This window comes from Streptomyces sp. NPDC086549 (genome assembly GCF_044746205.1).
Lineage (GTDB): Bacteria > Actinomycetota > Actinomycetes > Streptomycetales > Streptomycetaceae > Streptomyces.
Genome location: NZ_JBIVBS010000004.1, coordinates 218,098 through 237,847, shown reverse-complemented (window position 1 = coordinate 237,847; position 19,750 = coordinate 218,098). Strand labels below are relative to the sequence as shown.

General features: G+C 71.4%; 15 protein-coding genes. 2 read left to right on the top strand and 13 right to left on the bottom strand.

Features of this window, described 5'->3' with window-relative positions; genetic code table 11:
• Nucleotides 1–232 precede the first annotated feature (232 nt).
• Nucleotides 233–1,333, top strand: coding sequence for a citrate synthase 2 (locus tag ACIPSA_RS15975; RefSeq protein ID WP_402634427.1), 1,101 nt, complete (start codon nt 233–235; stop codon nt 1,331–1,333).
• A 22-nt stretch (nt 1,334–1,355) separates the two neighbouring features.
• Here the strand turns inward: ACIPSA_RS15975 and ACIPSA_RS15970 are convergent, their stop codons facing one another.
• The 9 genes from ACIPSA_RS15970 to ACIPSA_RS15930 all read right to left on the bottom strand — a co-directional run bounded on the left by ACIPSA_RS15970 (nt 1,356) and on the right by ACIPSA_RS15930 (nt 12,763).
• Nucleotides 1,356–2,387: an isopenicillin N synthase family dioxygenase gene (locus ACIPSA_RS15970; protein WP_402634424.1), complete on the bottom strand. Its 1,032-nt coding sequence runs from the start codon at nt 2,385–2,387 to the stop codon at nt 1,356–1,358.
• Between the two features lie 293 nt (nt 2,388–2,680).
• Nucleotides 2,681–3,283 carry a TetR/AcrR family transcriptional regulator gene (locus tag ACIPSA_RS15965; protein WP_402634422.1) on the bottom strand — a complete coding sequence of 201 codons (603 nt, stop codon included), beginning with the start codon at nt 3,281–3,283 and terminating at the stop codon, nt 2,681–2,683.
• 7 nt (nt 3,284–3,290) lie between these two features.
• Nucleotides 3,291–4,034 carry an enoyl-CoA hydratase family protein gene (locus ACIPSA_RS15960; protein ID WP_402634419.1) on the bottom strand — a complete coding sequence of 248 codons (744 nt, stop codon included), beginning with the start codon at nt 4,032–4,034 and terminating at the stop codon, nt 3,291–3,293.
• Entirely contained in the window at nt 4,031–5,617 is a 1,587-nt protein-coding gene (locus ACIPSA_RS15955; protein ID WP_402634416.1) for a 4-coumarate--CoA ligase family protein, read from the bottom strand. Before ACIPSA_RS15955 ends, ACIPSA_RS15960 begins: the two co-directional genes overlap by 4 nt.
• Nucleotides 5,618–5,672: 55 nt before the next feature.
• Nucleotides 5,673–6,839, bottom strand: a complete 1,167-nt coding sequence (locus ACIPSA_RS15950) for an acyl-CoA dehydrogenase family protein (RefSeq protein ID WP_402634414.1) — start codon at nt 6,837–6,839, stop codon at nt 5,673–5,675.
• Nucleotides 6,836–8,698: a biotin carboxylase N-terminal domain-containing protein gene (locus ACIPSA_RS15945; protein WP_402634411.1), complete on the bottom strand. Its 1,863-nt coding sequence runs from the start codon at nt 8,696–8,698 to the stop codon at nt 6,836–6,838. Before ACIPSA_RS15945 ends, ACIPSA_RS15950 begins: the two co-directional genes overlap by 4 nt.
• 5 nt (nt 8,699–8,703) lie before the next feature.
• Nucleotides 8,704–10,302 carry an acyl-CoA carboxylase subunit beta gene (locus tag ACIPSA_RS15940; protein ID WP_402634409.1) on the bottom strand — a complete coding sequence of 533 codons (1,599 nt, stop codon included), beginning with the start codon at nt 10,300–10,302 and terminating at the stop codon, nt 8,704–8,706.
• Nucleotides 10,299–11,972, bottom strand: a complete 1,674-nt coding sequence (locus tag ACIPSA_RS15935) for an acyclic terpene utilization AtuA family protein (RefSeq protein WP_402634407.1) — start codon at nt 11,970–11,972, stop codon at nt 10,299–10,301. The genes ACIPSA_RS15940 and ACIPSA_RS15935 overlap by 4 nt, the downstream gene beginning before the upstream one ends.
• Nucleotides 11,969–12,763, bottom strand: a complete 795-nt coding sequence (locus tag ACIPSA_RS15930) for a TIGR03084 family metal-binding protein (protein ID WP_402634404.1) — start codon at nt 12,761–12,763, stop codon at nt 11,969–11,971. Before ACIPSA_RS15930 ends, ACIPSA_RS15935 begins: the two co-directional genes overlap by 4 nt.
• An 850-nt stretch (nt 12,764–13,613) precedes the next feature.
• Between ACIPSA_RS15930 and ACIPSA_RS15925 the strand changes: the two genes are divergently transcribed.
• A complete protein-coding gene (locus tag ACIPSA_RS15925; protein WP_402634401.1) occupies nt 13,614–14,384 on the top strand; it encodes an SDR family oxidoreductase in 771 nt (256 codons plus the stop codon).
• 492 nt (nt 14,385–14,876) lie between these two features.
• Here ACIPSA_RS15925 and ACIPSA_RS15920 read toward each other — a convergent pair whose 3' ends face one another.
• From ACIPSA_RS15920 to ACIPSA_RS15905, 4 genes are all read right to left on the bottom strand, one after another.
• Nucleotides 14,877–15,899 carry an EamA family transporter gene (locus ACIPSA_RS15920; RefSeq protein ID WP_402634399.1) on the bottom strand — a complete coding sequence of 341 codons (1,023 nt, stop codon included), beginning with the start codon at nt 15,897–15,899 and terminating at the stop codon, nt 14,877–14,879.
• Between the two features lie 119 nt (nt 15,900–16,018).
• A complete protein-coding gene (locus ACIPSA_RS15915; RefSeq protein ID WP_402634396.1) occupies nt 16,019–18,190 on the bottom strand; it encodes an ABC transporter ATP-binding protein in 2,172 nt (723 codons plus the stop codon).
• Nucleotides 18,191–18,291: 101 nt separating this feature from the next.
• The gene (locus ACIPSA_RS15910) at nt 18,292–18,423 is read right to left on the bottom strand and encodes a hypothetical protein (RefSeq protein ID WP_402634393.1); all 132 of its coding nucleotides are present in this window, start codon (nt 18,421–18,423) and stop codon (nt 18,292–18,294) included.
• A gap of 167 nt (nt 18,424–18,590) precedes the next feature.
• A complete protein-coding gene (locus tag ACIPSA_RS15905; RefSeq protein WP_402634390.1) occupies nt 18,591–19,712 on the bottom strand; it encodes a lipid II:glycine glycyltransferase FemX in 1,122 nt (373 codons plus the stop codon).
• Nucleotides 19,713–19,750: the final 38 nt, after the last annotated feature.

Below are 19,750 nucleotides of genomic sequence, written 5' to 3'. Positions count from 1 at the left end.
TTGCCGTATGCACGTACGACTTTGTGTGGCACTGAGTGCCGTGTGCACTCCCCAAAGGTGGCACTCGGGGTTAACGTGGTGGTGCCGTTCCGGTGGGGTGACCACCCGCCGCTCGGGGCATCACCGGGATGACCGTTTCGGACCGCGAGTCCTGAGAGCGACCGTGGAGCCGTTGCGACACCCCGCTTCCTGGTAGTCCGCCGCGCCGCACACATCATCTAGGAGCCGCCTGATGTCCGACTTCGTACCCGGGCTCGAAGGAGTCATCGCGTTCGAGACGGAGATCGCCGAACCGGACAAGGAGGGCGGCGCCCTGCGTTACCGGGGCGTCGACATCGAGGACCTCGTCGGTCATGTCTCGTTCGGCAACGTGTGGGGGCTGCTGGTCGACGGCGCCTTCAATCCGGGGCTGCCGCCCGCAGAGCCGTTCCCGATTCCCGTCCATTCGGGTGACATCCGGGTGGACGTACAGTCGGCGCTCGCCATGCTCGCCCCGGTGTGGGGCCTGAAACCGCTCCTCGACATCGACGCGGAGCGGGCCCGTGACGATCTCGCCCGTGCGGCCGTCATGGCGCTGTCGTACGTCGCCCAGTCCGCGCGCGGGCAGGGCCTGCCGATGGTGCCGCAGCGGGAGATCGACAAGGCGCACTCGGTCGTGGAGCGGTTCATGATCCGGTGGCGGGGCGAGCCCGACCCGAAGCACGTGGCGGCCGTCGACGCCTACTGGACGTCGGCCGCCGAGCACGGCATGAACGCCTCCACCTTCACCGCCCGGGTCATCGCCTCGACCGGCGCCGATGTGGCGGCCGCGCTGTCCGGTGCGGTGGGCGCCATGTCCGGGCCGCTGCACGGCGGCGCCCCGTCCCGCGTCCTCGGGATGATCGAGGAGATCGAGCGGACGGGGGACGCGGAGGCGTACGTGAAGAAGGCCCTGGACAAGGGCGAGCGGCTGATGGGCTTCGGGCACCGGGTGTACCGGGCCGAGGACCCACGCGCGCGTGTGCTGCGCCGCACGGCGCGCGAGCTGGGCGCGCCGCGGTTCGAGATCGCGGAGGCGCTGGAGAAGGCGGCCCTGGAGGAGCTGCACAACCGCCGTCCGGACCGGGTCCTGGCCACGAACGTGGAGTTCTGGGCGGCGATCATGCTGGACTTCGCCGAGGTTCCGGCGCACATGTTCACGTCGATGTTCACGTGTGCCCGTACGGCGGGCTGGTCGGCGCACATTCTCGAGCAGAAGCGGACGGGGCGGCTCGTGCGGCCGTCCGCTCGGTATGTGGGGCCGGGTCCGCGCAACCCTCGGGAGATCGAAGGGTACGCGGACATCGCCCACTGAGGGTTCGTGCGGGGGGCGCTGATCAGGCCGGAGCCAGCAGGTCCGTGTGGTGCCGTTCCGCCGCCAGCGGGTGCGCCCTCAGCTTGCCCTTGAGCTCGTTGTAACCGTACTCGGCGAACAGCGGGTTGGCCGGGTCCTCGGTGATGCCGGGGGCGGTGGCGGCGTACGGGAAGGACAGCGGCTCCACACGCGCGTCCAGGCGCGGGTTGTAGAAGAACGGGACGGAGAAGCGTTCGGTGGCGCCGGGCGGGCTGACGACACGGTGGTTGGTGGCGATCAGGTAGCCGTCCGTCGCCACTTCCAGCAGCTCGCCCAGGTTGACCACGAAGGCGCCGTCCAGCGGCGGCACGTCGTGGAAGAGGCCGTCCTCGCGCTGGACCTGGAGTCCGCCGATGGTGTCCTGGAGCAGCAGTGTCAGGAAGCCGTAGTCCTTGTGGGCGCCGACGCCCTGGTCGGTGCCGTCGCCGGCGCTGCCGGGGTAGCGCACCAGCTTGAGGTGCGGGTGGGCGCGGTCGCCGAAGATCGGGTCGTAGAAGTCGGCGGGGGCGCCGATGGCGGCCAGCAGTTCGTGCAGGAGCCGGCCGGCGACGCCGCTGAGCCTGTCGATCCAGGCGAGTGCGGCGGTGCGCAGTTCGGGGAGGGCCGCGGGCCACTGGTTGGGGCCCTCCAGCCACCAGTACGCGGGTTCGCCCGGCGCGGGGACGTGGGCGGGGCGTTCGGCGCCTATGTCGAGCTGGTCGCGCCAGTCGCGGGCGCCCTGGGTGCGTTCGTCACCGGTGCGGGTGTAGCCGCGGAAGTGGGGCGAGTTGACGTTGTCCAGGGCGAGGCGGTCGGCCTCGGGCAGGGCGAAGAAGGCGCGCATGGCGGTGAGGAGCGCGTCGGTGTCGGCCCGGGTGACGCCGTGGCCGACGAGCTGGAAGAAGCCGACGTCGTGGGCGGCGCTGTGCAGCTGGGCGTGGAGGAGGGCGCGGGCCTCGGGGCCGCGGTCCGCGGCGGAGAGGTCGATGATCGGGAGTTGTTCGTACGACGGGGTCGTCGCGGGGTGCGTCGTCATGGGTGCGTCCACAGGGTGTGTGGGCCACGGGCAGGCCGCCGAGGGTAGGGGGCGGCGCCCAGAATGCCGTAAGAAAGGGGAGAAGAAAGGGGCTGATTCAGGCCGAAAGCCGACAGCCCATGCTCGTGACGCGCACGTAGTCCACGTGACGGCGTCGAACGAGCATCGGAAGCATGCGGCAAGGGTACTGCGGGTCCGCGGAAACGACTGTGGCGCACCTCATGCTCCCGGCCGGCTCCTGCACCGCCGGCCCGCCCTCCCCCTGCGGCCTCCTCGGCCCGGCGTCTCCTCCCTCAGCCCAGCGTCTCCTCCAGCAGCGCCGCCCACTGGGCGACCACCCGTTCCCGGCGGCCCGCGTCGTCGGTGAGGAGGTTGGCCAGGCCCAGGCCACGGGCCATGTCGAGCAGTCCCTGGACGGTCTCCCGTACGCCGGGCCGGGACTCGTCCGCGTCCAGCAGGTCCACCGCGATGCGGTGGGTCTCGCGGCCGACGCGGGCCTCCAGCTCGGTGACGCGGGGCCGCAGCTGTTCCTCGTTGGAGGCGGCGACCCACAGGTGGAGGGCGGCGCGGAAGAGCGGGCCGGTGTAGAGGTCGACGAGGGCGGTGACGACGGCGCGGCGGTCGGTGGTGCCCTCGGGGAACAGGGCGCGCAGGGCGGTGGAGCGTTCCTCGGCCACGTACTCGACGGCCGCGGTGAAGAGGTCCTCGCGGGTGCGGAAGTGGTGCTGGGCGGCGCCCCGGGACACGCCGGCGTGTTCGGCGACGACGGAGACCGTGGAGCCTGCCCAGCCGTACTCGGCGAGGCAGGCCACGGCGGCCTCCAGGAGCCGTTGCCGGGTGGCCCGGCTGCGTTCCTGCTTGGGGAGGCGGTCTCGTTCGGCCGTACTCACACTCATCTTGCGCTCACATCACCCATGAGGGATCCCGTCGTTCCAGGAAGGCCGTCATCCCCTCGCGTGCCTGCGCTGAGGAGAACAGTCGTGCCGAGAGCGCGGTCAGGTCGGCCGCGTCCCGGTCGAGGGCCTCCAGCACCCTAGCCGTGAGCAGCCGCTTCGTCTCGGCCAGGCCCTGGGGGGACGATCGGCGCAGGCCGTCCAGGATGGGGGCCAGGACGGTGTCCACGTCTTCGCCGGCGCCCCCGGCCGCCGTCAGGAGGCCGATCCGGGCCGCCTCGGCCGCGTCGAAGCGCTCGCCGGTGAGGTAGTAGCGGGCCAGGGCGCGCGGGTCGGTGCGCGGGATCACCGGGAGCGAGATGACGGCGGGCGCGACCCCGATCCGTACCTCGGTGAACGCGAAGCTGGACTCGGCGGACCCGGCCGCGATGTCGCAGGCGGCGAGCAGCCCCAGGCCGCCCGCCCGCACGTGCCCGGTCACCCGGGCGACGACGGGCTTGCTCAGCTCGACGATCTGCCGCAGCAGGCCGACCAGGGCGTCGGGGTGCGGAGGGTCGCGCAGGTCGGCTCCGGCGCAGAAGGTGTTGCCGGTGTGGGTGAGGACGACGGCCCGTACGTCGCCGTCCTTGCCGCAGTCGGTCAGGGCGTCCGCGAGCTCGCCGACGAGCGCGGCCGACAGGGCGTTGCGGGTGTCGGCCGAGTCCAGGCTGAGGGTTTCGATGCCACGCGCGCGCGTGCGTCCGATCAACGTCATTGCCGCTCCTTGGGTTCGCGCTGTTCCCGCAGTTCCCGGCGGAGGATCTTGCCGGAGGCGGCCCGGGGCACGCCGTCGATGAAGGTGACCTGCCGGACGCGCTTGTAGGGGGCGACGCGTTCGGCGACGTACATCATGACCTCGCCCTCGGTGAGGCCGGTGGCGCCGGGCCCGCGGACCACGAACGCGTGCGGGACTTCGTTGTTGTCCTCGTTGTAGACGCCGATGACGGCGGCGTCCGCGATGCCGGGGTGGGTGAGGAGCAGGGCCTCCAGTTCGGCGGGTGCCACCTGGAAGCCCTTGTACTTGATGAGTTCCTTGACGCGGTCGACGACGAACAGCCAGCCGTCGGCGTCCACATGGCCGACGTCGCCGGTGTGCACCCAGCCGTCGGCGTCGATCATGGCGGCGGTGTCGTCGGGGCGGCCCAGGTAGCCCTTCATGACCTGGGGTCCGCGGATGAGGATCTCGCCGGGCTCGCCGGTGCCCAGGTCCTTGCCGGGGTCGTCGAGGGAGACGATGCGCATCTCGGTGCCCGCGATGAGTTTGCCGACCGTGCCGGGGGGTGCCTGGTGCATGGCGTCGAGCGGGACGACGTGGGTGCCGGGCGAGAGTTCCGTCATGCCGTAGGCCTGGCCGACCGGCGGCAGGCCCAGGCGCTCGGAGCAGGCGGCGGCGAGCTGGGCGTCCAGGGGGGCGGCGGCGCTGATGATGTACCGCAGGGAGGACAGGTCGTAGCGGGCGACGGCCGGGTGTTTGGCGAGGGCGAGGACGATCGGCGGGGCGACGTACAGGCCGGTGATGCGGTGGTTCTCGATGGCCGCGAGGAACGTCTCCAGGTCGAAGCGGGGCAGGACGACGACGGTGGCGCCCTTGCGCAGGGGCGCGTTCATGAGCGCGGTGAGGCCGTAGATGTGGAAGAAGGGCAGGACGGCGAGGATGCGGTCGCCGGGGCCGGCGTCGACGGCGGCTTCGAGCTGGGCGAGGTTGGTGGCGATCTGGCGGTGGGTGAGCATCACGCCCTTGGGGATGCCGGTGGTGCCGGAGGAGTACGGCAGTGCGGCGATGTCCTCGGCCGGGTCGACAAAGACGTCCGGTTCGGGCGCGTCGCAGGCGAGCATGTCGATCAGGGAGCGGTGTCCCGGCGCGCTGTCGCAGACGAATATCTCCCGTATGCCGCCCGCGAGTTCGGCCGCCCGGCGGGCCGTCTCCAGCAGTGGGGAGACGGTGACGATCCAGCGGGCGGCCGAGTCGCGCAGCTGCTTGGCGAACTCCTCGGGGGTGGCGAGCGGGTGCACGGTGGTGACGGCGGCACCCGCGCGCGTGGCGGCGTAGAAGGCGGTCGGGAAGGCGACGGTGTTCGGGCTGTGCAGCGCGAGGACGTCGCCCTTGCGCAGGCCGGCGTCGGCGAGCGCGGCGGCGACGCGCCGGTGGAACCGGTCCACCTGTTCGTACGTGAGGGTGGTGCCGTCCGTGCCGTCGATCAGCGCGGGCAGCTCGCCGAACTCGGCGGCCCGGCCCAGGACGGCCTCGTGGATGGGGAGTTCTACGGCCGGAACGTCTGCGTACTCACTGCGGAACACGGTTCCTCCTCGCACGACGGTGTGCGCCGACAATGCCTGGTACGACCGGCAAGGCCTAGTAGGACTTGGGCAGGCCCAGGGTCTGGTGGGAGACGTAGTTGAGAATCATCTCCCGGCTCACCGGTGCTATACGAGCCACGCGTGCCGCCGTTATCAAGGAGGCGAGCCCGAATTCGCGCGTGAGCCCGTTGCCGCCGAGGGTGTGCACGGCCTGGTCGACGGCCTTCACACAGGCCTCCCCGGCCGCGTACTTGGCCATGTTGGCGGCCTCGCCCGCGCCGATGTCGTCCCCTGCGTCGTACAGGTGGGCGGCCTTCTGCATCATCAGGCGGGCCAGTTCGAGGTCGATGTGCGCCTGGGCGAGGGGGTGGGCGATGGCCTGGTGGGCGCCGATGGGGGTCTTCCAGACGGAGCGGTCGCGGGCGTACTCGATCGCCTTGGAGAGGGCGTAGCGCCCCATGCCGATCGCGAAGGCGGCCGTCATGATCCGCTCGGGGTTGAGTCCGGCGAACAGCTGCAGCAGCCCCGCGTCCTCGTCGCCGACGAGCGCGTCGGCGGGCAGCCGTACGTCGTCCAGGACCAGCTCGAACTGCTTCTCGGCGCCGTGCAGTTCCATGTCGATCTGCCGCCGCTCGAAGCCTTCGGCGTCGCGCGGGACGATGAACAGGCAGGGCTTGAGGCTGCCGGTGCGGGCGTCCTCGGTGCGGCCGACGATCAGGACGGCGTCGGCGTGGTCGACGCCGGAGATGAACACCTTGCGGCCGGTGAGGAGCCAGTCCCCGCTGTCGCCGTCCCGGCGGGCGGTGGTGGTGATGCGGTGGGAGTTGGAGCCGGCGTCGGGCTCGGTGATGCCGAAGGCCATGACACGGGTGCCGTCGGCGAGTCCGGGGAGCCAGGCGCGCTTCTGCTCCTGGGTGCCGAAGCGGGAGATGACGGTGCCGCAGATCGCGGGGGAGACGACGAGCATGAGGAGGGGACTGCCCGCGGCGCCCAGCTCTTCGAGGACGATGGAGAGTTCGGAGATACCGCTGCCTCCGCCCCCGTACTCCTCGGGGAGGTTCACGCCGAGGTAGCCGAGCTTGGCGGCTTCCGCCCAGAGTTCGGTGGGCTGGCCGCCTTCGGCGACGACGCGGGCGAGGTATTCGCGGCCGTAGCGCTTGCCGAGGGCGGCGACGGCCGATCGCAGGGCCTTGTGCTCCTCGGTCTCCAGAGTGGTGCTCACTGGTCCTGAACCTCCTTCTGTACTTCCTCTACGACTGCGAGCAGGGCACCCACCTCGACCTGCTGCCCCGGGGCGGCGTGCAGGGCGCTCAGCGTGCCGGTGGCCGGGGCGGTGATCTGGTGCTGCATCTTCATCGCCTCCAGCCAGACGATGGGCTCTCCGGCCCGTACGGCGTCGCCCACGGCCAGGCCGTCGGCGACGCGGACGACGGTGCCGGGCATGGGGGCGAGCAGGGAGCCGGGGGCGTGGTGGGCGGCCGGGTCGGGGAAGCGGGGCAGGGCGGTGAGGGTGGTGGCGTTGACGTGCACCCGGTCGCCGTACCGGGTCACGTCGAACTTCCGCCGTACGCCGTCCACTTCGAGTACGACCAGACGCGCGTCGGCGCGCACGACCCGGACCCCGTCCACGGCGAGGCCGTCCCTGGTGTGCCGGTAGTGGACCTCGTGCTCCTCGCCCGCCATGAGGTAGCGCTTGGCCTGCGGCTGGGAGGGCAGGTTGCGCCAGCCGCCGAAGCGGGAGCGCCCGTGGGCGTCGGCGAGGGCGGCGGCCAGCGGCGCGTACGGGTCGGGAGCGGGCCCGGTGAGGTCGCTGAGGTGGCGGTCGTAGAAGCCGGTGTCCATGCGGGCCGCGGTGAACTCCGGGTGGCGCAGGGAGCGGACCAGTAGCTCGCGGTTGGTGGCCGGGCCGTGGACCTGCGCCCGCTCCAGGGCGCCGGCGAGCTTGCGGAGGGCCTCCGCGCGCGTGGGAGCGTGGGCGACCGTCTTGGCGAGCATCGGGTCGTAGTGGACGCCGATCTCGTCGCCGTCGGTGTAGCCGGTGTCGAGGCGGACGCCGTCCGGTACGGCGAGGCGGTGCAGGGTGCCGGTCTGCGGGGCCCAGTCGCGGGACGGGTCCTCGGCGTAGAGGCGGGCCTCGATGGCGTGGCCACGCGCGCGTGGGGGGTCGGCGGCGAGGGCGTGGCCCTCGGCGATCCGGATCTGCTCGGCGACCAGATCGATGCCGAACACGGCTTCCGTGACGGGGTGTTCGACCTGGAGGCGGGTGTTCATCTCCAGGAAGTGGGCCTTGCCGTCGGCGACGAGGAACTCGACGGTGCCGGCGCCGGTGTAGTCGACGGAGCGGGCGGCGCGCAGGGCCATCCCGTAGAGGTCATCGGTGAGTTCGGATGTCAGACCCGGCGCCGGGGCCTCCTCGATGACCTTCTGGTGACGCCGCTGCAGGGAGCAGTCGCGGGTGCCGAGTGCCCAGACCGTGCCATGGGTGTCGGCGAGGATCTGCACCTCGACGTGGCGGCCGCGCTCCACATAGGGCTCGACGAAGACCTCGCCGTCCCCGAAGGCGCTCGCGGCCTCGGAGCGCGCGCTCTCCAGCGCGCCGTCGAGCTCCTCCAGGCGGCGCACGATCCGCATCCCGCGCCCGCCGCCGCCCGCCGCCGCCTTCACCAGCACCGGCAGGTCGGCCTCGGTGACCTCGCGCAGCGGCTCGATCCCCATCAGCTGCTTGGCGCGCGTCTTGGACGCCATCTCCTCGATCGCCTCCGGAGGCGGCCCGATCCAGACCAGGCCCGCGTCGAGGACGGCGCGCGCGAAGTCGGGGTTCTCGGAGAGGAAGCCGTAGCCGGGGTGCACGGCGTCCGCGCCGGCCGCCACGGCGGCCTTCACGATCAGGTCGCCGCGCAGATACGTCTCGGCGGGCGTCGCACCCGGCAGCCGTACCGCCGTGTCGGCCACGCGCGCGTGGAGGGCGTTCTCGTCGGCGTCCGAGTGGACGGCGACGGTCCGGATACCCAACTCACGGCAGGTACGGAAGATCCGGCAGGCGATCTCGCCCCGGTTGGCGACGAGCAGAGTCGAAATCATGAGCCTCACATCCGGAAGACGCCGAAGCCACCGCGCGCGCCCTCGTAGGGCGCCGTGTGGATGGCGGACAGGCACAGCCCGAGGACGGTGCGGGTGTCGCGCGGGTCGATGACGCCGTCGTCGTACAGCCGGCCGGACAGGAACATCGGCAGCGACTCGGACTCGATCTGCTGCTCCACCATGGCGCGCAGGGCGGCGTCGGCGTCATCGTCGTACGGGTGCCCCTTGGCCGCCGCCGACTGCCGGGCCACGATCGACAGCACGCCGGCGAGCTGCTGCGGGCCCATCACGGCGGACTTGGCGCTGGGCCAGGCGAACAGGAAGCGCGGATCGTAGGCCCGCCCGCACATGCCGTAGTGCCCGGCTCCGTACGAGGCGCCCATGAGAACGGAGAGGTGGGGGACGCGGGAGTTGCTGACCGCGTTGATCATCATCGAGCCGTGCTTGATGATGCCGCCCTGCTCGTACTCCCGGCCGACCATGTAGCCGGTGGTGTTGTGCAGGAAGAGCAGCGGGATGTCGCGCTGGTTGGCCAGCTGGATGAACTGGGCGGCCTTCTGCGACTCCTCGCTGAACAGCACGCCTTGCGCGTTGGCGAGAATCCCGACGGGACGGCCGTGCAGGGACGCCCACCCGGTGGCCAGACTCGTCCCGTACAGCGGCTTGAACTCGTCGAAGTCGGAGGCGTCGACGATCCGTGCGATGACCTCGCGGGGGTCGAAGGGGATCTTCAGATCGCCGGGGACGATGCCGAGCAGCTCCTCCGGGTCGTACTTGGGAGGGGCCGCCGGGCCCGGGTCGTCGTACGCCTTGCGGTGGTTGAGGCGGGCGACCACGCGCCGCGCCTGCCGCAGCGCGTCCTGCTCGTCCACGGCGAAGTAGTCCGCGAGCCCCGACACGCGCGCGTGCATCTCAGCACCGCCCAGGGACTCGTCGTCGCTCTCCTCGCCGGTCGCCATCTTCACCAGCGGCGGCCCGCCGAGGAACACCTTCGCCCGCTCCTTGACCATGATCACGTGGTCGGACATGCCGGGGATGTAGGCACCGCCGGCGGTGGAGTTCCCGAAGACGACGGCGACGGTGGGGATTCCGGCGGCGGAAAGCCGGGTCAGGTCCCGGAAGATGGCACCACCGGGGATGAAGATCTCCTTCTGGGACGGAAGATCGGCGCCCCCGGACTCGACGAGGCTGATGCAGGGCAGCCGGTTGGCGAGCGCGATGTCGTTGGCGCGGAGGGCCTTCTTCAGGCTCCAGGGGTTGCTGGCGCCGCCGCGCACGGTCGGATCGTTGGCGGTGATCAGGCACTCGACGCCCTCCACCACCCCGATGCCGGTGACGAGAGAGGCGCCGACGGCGTAATCACTGCCCCAGGCGGCCAGCGGCGACAGCTCCAGGAACGGCGTGTCCGGGTCCAGGAGCAGCTCGATGCGCTCGCGGGCGAGCAGCTTGCCGCGCCCCCGGTGCCGCTGGACGTACTTCTCGCCGCCGCCCGCGAGGGCCTTGGCGTGCTCGGCGTCGAGGTCGGCGAGCTTGGCGAGCATGGCCTCGCGGTTCGCCCGGTAGTCCTGGCCGTTGATGTCCAGGGCGGAGGAGAGGACGGTCACAGGAGGACCTCCGGGATGTCCAGATGGCGGGAGCGCAGCCATTCGCCGAGGGCCTTGGCCTGCGGGTCGAAACGGTGCTGGGCGGCGACGCCCTCGCCGAGGATTCCCTCGACGACGAAGTTCAGGGCGCGGAGGTCGGGCAGGAGATGGCGGACCACGGGGAGCGGGCGACTCTCGGGTATCAGCTGTCGAAAGCGCTCGACTGTCAGCTCGTGGGCGAGCCACCGCCAGGCCTCGTCGGTGCGCGCCCAGACGCCCACGTTGGCGTTCCCGCCCTTGTCACCGCTGCGGGCACCGGCGATCAGACCGAGGGGGGCGCGGCGCGTGGGGCCTGGGGGGAGGGGGTCCGGCAGGGGCGGCTGCGGTACGTCAGTGAGTACGGCGGTGTCGTGGGGCGAAGCCACATGAACGCGCCGCCCATCCTCAAGGACCGCCACATGGTCGACGGCACCATGGGGGACGTACACATCCTCGAAGACCCCATAAGGCGCACCCTTCCCTGGTGGCGCCAGCACATGGAACCCGGGGTAACTGGCCAGCGCCAGCTCGATCGCGGCCCCGCTCAGCGCACGCCCCACGACTCCCTGATCGGGGTCCCGTACGACGAGGCGCAGCAGCGCGCTCGCCGTCTCCTCGGTGTCCGCGTCGGCCCGGTCGGTCCGGACCAGCTCCCACCGCACCTCACCGGGCTGCGACTTGGCGAGCGCGTCGGTCATCTGCTCCCGCACGAGCGCTGCCTTGGCCTCGATGTCGAGCCCGGTCAGCACGAAGACGACCTCGTTGCGGAAGCCGCCGAGCCGGTTGAGCCCGACCTTGAGCGTGGGCGGCGGCGCCTCCCCGCGCACCCCCTCGATGCGCACCCGGTCGGGACCGTCCTGGGTGAGCCGCACGGTGTCGAGGCGGGTGGTGACATCGGGCCCGGCGTACCGGGCGCCGGCCGTCTCGTACAGCAGCTGTGCCGTGACCGTACCGACGTCCACGAACCCGCCGGTGCCATGGTGCTTGGTAATAACGCAGCTGCCGTCGGCCTGGATCTCGGCGAGCGGGAAGCCGGGCCGGCGGACGTCCCCCTCACCGAAGAAGGCGTAGTTCCCGCCGGTGGCCTGCGTCCCGCACTCCAGGACGTGCCCGGCGACGACGGCGCCGGCGAGCCGGTCGTACTCCCCCGGCTGCCAGCCGAAGTGGGCGGCGGCGGGCCCGGTGACGAGGGCCGCGTCGGTCACCCGCCCGGTGACCACGATGTCCGCGCCCGCCCGCAGGCACTCCGCGATACCGAAGCCGCCGAGGTAGGCGTGGGCGGCGAGGCTGCCCGGGTGCGCGGCGGTCAGGTCGTCGCCCTCGACGTGGGCGACACGCACGGGGATACCGAGCCGGTCGGCCAGTTTCCGCACCGCGTCGGCGAGTCCGGCCGGGTTGAGGCCGCCGGCGTTCGTCACGATCTTCACGGACCGCTCGTGGGCGAGGCCGAGACAGTCCTCCAGCTGCCGCAGGAAGGTGCGGGCGTATCCGGCGGCGGGGTCCTTCAGCCGGTCCCGGCCCAGGATCAGCATCGTCAGCTCGGCGAGGTAGTCGCCGGTCAGGACGTCCAGCTCGCCGCCGGTGAGCATCTCTCGCATGGCGTCGAAGCGGTCGCCGTAGAAGCCGGAGGCGTTGCCTATGCGCAGGGTCACTCCGCGTCCCCCTTCGGAGGACGTCCGGCGCCGGGCGGGCCCGCGAAGGCCTGGGCGATGTCGAGCCAGCGGTCGGCGTCGGGGCCCTCGGCGCGTACGGCGAGGTCGGCGCGGTGGGCGCGCTGGGTGACCAGGAGGCAGAAGTCGAGGGCAGGGCCGGTGACGCGCTGGGGGGCGTCACCGGGGCCATAGGTCCATATGTCGCCGGAGGGGCCGAGGATCTCGACGCGGAACTCTTCGACGGGCGCGGGCAGCCCGTGCGCCCCGAAGGCGAAGTCCCGTGCGCGCACACCGATGCGGACCACATGCTTCAGCCGGTCGGTGGGGGTTCGAACCACACCCAGGGTGTCGGCGACGTCCTGGCCGTGGGCCCAGGTCTCCATGAGCCGGCCGGTGGCCATGGAGGCGGCGGACATGGGCGGCCCGTACCAGGGGAAGCGCGCGCCGGCCGGGGACTCGCGCAGGGCCCGGTCGAGCGCGGCCCGCCCCTCGCGCCACGTCGACAGCAGTGCGGAGGAGGGGAGCTGGGCTCCTGCCCCGGCACCCTCGTCCACGAACGTCTCGGGCGCCGCGAGGGCCTTCTCGACGAGGCCGTGAAAGGCGTCGACGTCCGTGACGGCGAGTAGAGCGGAGCGGTCGGTCCAGGTGAGGTGGGCGATCTGGTGGGCGACGGTCCAGCCGGGGGCGGGGGTCGCGAGCGCCCACTGTTCCGGGCTCAACTCGGCCACGAGCCGGTCGAGTTCTTCGCTTTCGTCACGCAGATCATCGAACACGGGCGTCGGATCGGACATGGGGGGAGCATGGCAGGGGCCATGAAAACAATCAAGCATGCTTGCATGAATTTGTTTTCCCACAACCTGTCACTCGATTGCGATTACCCAGCCACTCTCGGTGCCCGGAGGCCGGACGGACCGGTCATCCCACCAGCCACATCGGCCTCACCCACCACAGGTCGACCAGCAATTGGACGCTTTGGACCACCGCAGAGAAGACCCCACCCCTTTCACCTGCATGCTCGCCTCCATCCCTGACCCAAACCGACCAATTCACCACCTGAGGAGCGTCCAGCACCCCTCAGCGGCGCCCACGCGACGAAACGCCCCGGACCCGGCCCACCCGGCCGACGCACCCCCGTCTCACTCACCATCCGCAGGTCGCCAAACCCACCCGGCATGCCGCCACCCCGCCCCCACCCACCACCAACCGATCGCCGCCAAACCCACCCGGCGTGCCGCCACTCGGTCGATGCGCCCCCACCACCCCGGCCCAGAACGCAGCCCACCCCAGGGCAAACACCCCAAGCCGGCCACTTTCCCCGGGCTGCCCGCTCGCTTCTCACCCGGGCTGGAGCGGCCCGAGTCAAGGGTGGCCCGCAGGGCCATCGGCGAAGCCGACGCGGAGCGACAGCGGAGCGCCCTTTACTCGGGGCGCGGAAACACGACACTGACAAAGAAGCGGGCGGCCCCACGGCAACCACTCAGCCACCGGTTGTCCGACCCCATCGCCTACGCCGAAGTCCCGGGCGCCGCGCCTGGCACATCTCCTCCGCCGAAGCCCCGGGCCCCTGTCACATCTCCTCCCTCCCGTCCGTCAGACCCATGACAACGCAATCACGGGACGGAAACCGAGGGAGAGACATCGATGAGCGAGGCCAAGAAGATCGCGGTGGCCGGGGCGACCGGGCGGCTCGGGCGGCATGTGGTGGACGTGCTGACGGAGCGGGGGCACGACGTGGTGCCGATGTCGCGGGCCACCGGGGTCGACATCGTGACCGGTGCGGGGCTGGCGGAGGCGTTGGAGGGCGTGGACGTCGTGATCGACGCGGCCAGCACGCCCTCGCCCGACCAGCAGGTGGCGACGGAGTTCTTCACGGCGACGGCCCGCAATCTGCACGAGGCCGGGGCGAAGGCGGGGGTCGGCCGGATGGTCGTCGTGTCGATCATCGGCATCGACGGGTCGGTCGCCGGCTACAACGCGGCCAAGCTGGAGCAGGAGCGCGCGGTGCTGGCCGGGCCGGTGCCGGTGCGGGTGCTGCGGGCGGCGCAGTTCCATGAGTTCGTGGAGCAGCTGACGCAGTGGGGACGGCAGGGCGACACGGTGTACGTCCCGCAGATGCGGACGCAGTTGGTCGCGGCCCGGGCCGTCGCGGAGGCACTGGTGGACCTGGCGGAGGCCGACGAGGCACCGGGGGCGCGGTCGCCGTTCCCGGAGGTGGCCGGCCCGCGCGAGGAGAGCCTGGAGGAGGCGGCGCGGCTGCTGATGTCCCACCGGGACCCGGCGGTGAAGGTGGTCGCCGTGAGCGATCCGGCCAACCCGGAGCGGGACCTGTTCGAGAACGGCGGGCTGCTGCCGGGAGCGGAGGCACGGCTGGCGGGGCCGACGTTCGAGGAGTGGGTGGAAACGGCCTCCTGAGGCGGAGGCCTCACCTCGCCGTGCGACGACATCTGGCGATGGTCACGACAGCGGGTCGGGCATGATCTGCCAGGTACTGACGAGTTCCGAGCGTGGCGTGACCATGTACACGAAGAATCCGCCCGCCACGAACGCGTGCTTCGCCCCTTCGTCGGCCCCCTGATACCTGGGGCCGAGAAGGTAAAGCGCCTCGGCCGCCCGGACCAGTTCGTCCGCTGTCTTCTCGACTTCGGCGACAAACCCGGGCGGCGCTCCGGCTGCCGCCGTCTCCTCGTCCGGGACGTACTCCCAACTTCAGGTCACTCCGCGAGCGCCGCCTTGGCGGCGGCACGACAGATGCCGCTGGCGGTGGTCAGATGCTCGCGTGCCTCGTCCGGCTCGGTCGCGACATGGGCGAGGTATTCGGCTCGGTGGTACGCCTTCGGGTTCAGGGCACGAGGCCGGCTCTAGTCCCCACACGCCTGGCCCTGCCGCAGGAACCGTCAGGAACCGTCAGGAAGCGCCCGTCGACCCCGCTGGCCCCGTCGACCCCGCTGGCCCCGTCGACCCCACCGACCCCGTCGTCTTCCCCCGCCCCACCTGCGTCCGCACCGCCCCCATGCTCGCCCCGATGACCAGCGCGATCGCGATCGTCTGGGTGGTGGAGAGGGACTGGTGCAGGATGAGGAAGCCCGCTGTCGCGGCCAGGGCCGGTTCCAGGCTCATGAGGACGGCGAAGGTGGAGGCGGGGAGGCTGCGCAGGGCCAGGAGTTCGAGGGTGTAGGGGAGGACCGAGGAAAGGACCGCGACCCCGGAACCCAGGGCCAGCGTGGTCGGGTTCAGGAGCCTGGTGCCCGACTCGGCGATCCCCAGCGGGAGGAACAGCAGCGCGGCCACCGCCATGGCCAGCGCCAGGCCGTCGGCCTGCGGGAAGCGGCGACCCGTGCGGGCGCTGAAAACGATGTACGTCGCCCACATGGCGCCCGCCCCCAGTGCGAAGGCGACGCCCACCGCGTCCAGGTCGCTGAAGCCTCCCCCGCCCAGGAGGAAGACGCCGGCCACGGCCAGGCCCGCCCAGACCGCGTTGACCGCGCGGCGGGAGACCAGGACCGAGAGGGCCAGGGGGCCCAGAACCTCCAGGGTGACGGCGGGACCGAGAGGGATGCGCGCGACGGCCTCGTAGAAGAGGCCGTTCATCGCACCCATGGTGATCCCGAAGGCGATCACCGTGCCCCAGTCCGTCCGCGAGTGGCCGCGCAGGCGGGGGCGGCAGACCACCAGCAGGATCAGCGCGGCCGCGAACAGTCGCAGGGTCACCACGCCCAGCGCGCCGGCCCGTGGCATGAGCGTCACGGCGAGCGCTCCGCCGAACTGGACCGAGATACCTCCGGCCAGCACCAGCCCGACCGGCCCGAGCGAGCCCAGCGAGCCGAACCGGCGGGGCGCGCCGCTCAGGGGGGTGGGCGCGTGGTCCGTCGTGGAGGTGGGTGAGGACGACGGGGTGGTGGCGCCGGCGCTGGCGCTGGAGGTGGTCACGGGCGGTCCTGGTGGCTGGCTCGGATGAAGGTGTGTTCATCGTGATGTACTACCGAGTCCAGGGTAATAGACTTCGTCAGGAGTGTGAACCACTTATGTAACTGTCCTGGATGCTGAGATCAGATGCCGGGCCAGGGCTCCTCGTCACGGAACAGGGGACGACCGTCGGGGAGACCGTCGGGAATCGTGCCCGGGACGGTCGCGGGAGCTTCGTACGTGGGCGCGGGTTGCACCCAGAGCCCCGCGGCGGCGTAGGCGTCGTACCTGTAGTACTCCGGTCCTTGCCCCTGGTCGTAGCCATAGGCGTTGCCATGCGCGTTGCCATACGCGTTGCCGTGCCCATTGCCATACCCGTTGCCGTGCCCGTAGCCGTCGCCGTACGCCATCTGGGCCGCCTCCTGCGCAACCGGTACCGAAACCGGGACCGAAACCGGCACCTGAACCGGCACCTGAACCGGCGCGGCCCCCTCCACGAACAGCGGCAGCCGCAGCTCCCCCGTGTCCATCGCCGCGTTGTTCTGCGAACGGTGCAGGCGGGAGTACGCCCCACCCCGCGCCAGCAGTTCCTCGTGCCGGCCCGTCTCCACGATGCGGCCGCGGTCGACGACGAGGATGCGGTCGGCGTCGGGGGCGAGGTTGAGGTCGTGGGTGATCATGATGGTCGTACGGCCCGCCGTCAGGCGGCGGAGCGGCTTCACCACCCTGCGTGCGGCCATCGCGTCCAGACCGGTCGTCGGCTCGTCGAGGACGAGGACCGGCGCGTCGCGCAGGATCGCCCGGGCGATGGCGAGGCGCTGGAGCTGGCCGCCGGACAGGCGGGCCGAGTTGGGGTCGACCTTGGTGTCGTAGCCGTCGGGGAGGCGCTCGATGAAGTCGTGCGCGTCGGCCGCCTTCGCCGCCTCGATGATCGCCTGCTCGCTGGCGCCGGGGCGGCCGCAGGCGATGTTCGCGCGGACCGTGTCGTGCAGGACGAGCGTCTCCTGCGGGAGCAGAGTCACGTACTCGCGCAGGCGGGCGAGCGGGAAGTCCCGCAGCGGTACGCCGTCCAGGAGGATCTCGCCCGCGTCGGGGTCGTAGAAGCGGAGCAGGAGCTTGGACACCGTGGACTTGCCCGCGCCGCTCGGGCCGGTGATGATCACGAGCTCGCCCGGGTTGACCGTGAAGGAGAGGCCCTCCAGGGCCGTCGTGTCGGAGCCGGGGTAGCTGAACGCCACGTCCCGGACCTCCACCGTGCCGTCGGGGCGGCCGGTCTCCGCGCCGTGCCGGGGGTCGGTGACCGACGGCTTCACGTCGAGGATCTCGATGAGCCGCTCGGCGCCCGCCGTGGCCGCCGTGATCGTGAGGCCGAGCTGGGCGAGGCCGCGCACGGGCGGGTAGAGGTAGCCGAGGAAGGCGGAGAAGGCGAGGAGCTGGCCGAGGGTCATGCGGCCGGTGGAGATCTCCCAGGCGCCGATGCCGATCACCGCGAGGACACACACCGTCTCGATGACCTGGACGAGCTGTTCATACGCCTCGTTGAGGCGCGCCGAGCGGACGGAGGCGCGGAACCAGGCGTTCGCCTCCTCGCTCAGCCGCCGCCGCTCCGCGTCCCGGCGGTCGTACGCCTGCGTCAGCACGATGTTGCCCAGGGACTCCTCGACCACGGAGGTGATCGCGCCGTCGGCGACCCGGCCCGCGCGCGAGACGTCCTTGATAGAGCCGGAGAAGCGGCGGGCCGCCAGCCAGAACAGGGGGGCGAGGACGAAGGTGGCGGCGGCCAGGTCCCAGCGCAGCCAGAACGCGGCGGCCGCGTAGAAGAGGGCGGAGAAGGCCGCCGAGGCGGCGCCCACGAGACCGGACACGACCATCGTCTCGATCGCATCGACGTCGCTGGTCAGGCGGGACAGCAGGTCGCCCTGGCGGTGACGCTGGAAGAAGTGCGGGGGCAGCCGCTGCACATGGTCGAAGACGTGTTCGCGCAATCTCATCACGAAGCGCTCCGTCGCCCATGCGGCGAGGGAGTTGCCCCCGTACGCGACGACCGCACCGACCACCGCGACACCCAGCCACTTCGCGGCCGGACTCCAGAACGCGCTGAGCGAGCCCTTCTGCAGGGCGTGGTCGGTGAGCTCGCTGAAGAGCAGGATGGCCTCGGTCTCGGCGAGCGCGGCGATCACCGTGCACACCCAGACGACCACCAGCCAGCGGCGCAGACCTCTGGTCAGCGGCCAGAAGCGGCGGAAGGCGGTACGGGCGGGGATGGTGGGAGTTTCGCCCTCGTATCCGAGTTCTTCTTCCTCATCGACGTCCATTTCACATCTCCTCCGCTTTCCGTCGCCCGGCCTATTTGAATTCAGGAATGCGCAAAGGGGGTCGACGGTGCACCATCGACCCCCTTTTGCTCAGCCCCGGATCACTGGTCCCGGCCGGGCAGCGGCTTGGGCGCCGGCTTGGGCGCGCGCTTCTTCGGCTTCGGCTGAGGCGGCGGGGGAAGCTGCTTCGACTTGGGCTTGGGGGGCAGCGGGGCCAGCTTCTTGAAGCTCATTCCGACTCCTAGCGTTTCGCGGTTCTGTGCTTCGGGAATTCCGCTTCCGGATCCCGATGAACAAGAAACTACACGGCTCGCATGGGGCTGGACGGCAAAAATGGCAAAGGGCCGCTGTGAATCCCCTTGGAAATCCTTGGAGTTTGTTTGAGAACCTGAGAGTGCCCTCAGCGTCGGGCCATGTAGACGTCAAGTGCCCTGTGCAGCAGCCGGTTCAGCGGGAAGTCCCACTCCCCCAGGTACTCGACGGCCTCGCCGCCCGCGCCCGCCTTGAAGCGGAGCAGGCCCAGGAGGTGGTTGGACTCCTCCAGGGTGTCGGTGATGCCCCGGAAGTCGTAGACGGCGGCGCCCAGCCGGTGGGCGTCGGTCATCATGCGCCACTGCATGGCGTTGTTGGGCTGGACCTCGCGCTTGCGGCTGGTGGAGGCGCCGTAGGAGTACCAGACGTGGCTGCCGACGACGAGCATGGTGGCCGCGGCGAGGACGTCGCCCTCGTGATGGGCGAGGTAGAGCCGCATGCGGTCGGGGTGCTCGGCGGCGAGGGCGGTCCACATGCGCTGGAAGTAGGACAGGGGGCGGGGGATGAACCGGTCGCGCTCGGCCGTCTCGGCGTACAGGCCGTAGAAGACCGGCAGGTCCTCGTATCCGCCGCGGACGACCTCGACCCCCGCCTTCTCCGCCTTCTTGATGTTGCGCCGCCACTGCTGGTTGAGCCCGCGGTGGATGTCGTCCAGCGACCGGCCGGCGAACGGCACCTGGAAGACGTACCGGGGCTGCCCGGCGGCGAAGCCCTCCTCGGTGCCGGGCTCGGTCTGCCGCCACCCCATGCGGCGCAGCCGGTCGGCGATGTCGAAGGCGTGCGGTTCGTACGAGGTCGCCTCCGCGTCCCGCAGCCGCCTGGCGCCGGGATCGGCGATCGCCGCCTTGACCGCCTCCGCGCTCCACCGCCGTATGGCCACGGGCGGCCCCATCTTCACCGAGAAGGCGCCCTGCCCCTTCAGGTGGGCGAGCAGGGGATCCAGCCAGCGCCGCAGGTCGGGGTCGTGCCAGTCGATGACGGGGCCCTCCGGCAGGTACGCCAGGTACCGCTTCACCTTCGGCAGCGGGCGCAGCAGCACGAGCCCCGCCCCGACGATCCGCCCCTGCGCGTCGAACCAGCCCAGACTCTCCGCCCGCCAGTCCGGCTTCACGTCCCCCCAGGACGGCACCTGCATGTGGCTCACCGAGGCCCGGCTCGCCACGAACGCCAGATGCTCGGCCCGGCTGATCGGCTGAAGGCGGAGGGTCATACGCGGAACTCCCTACGAGGATGGATCAGTTGTCCGAG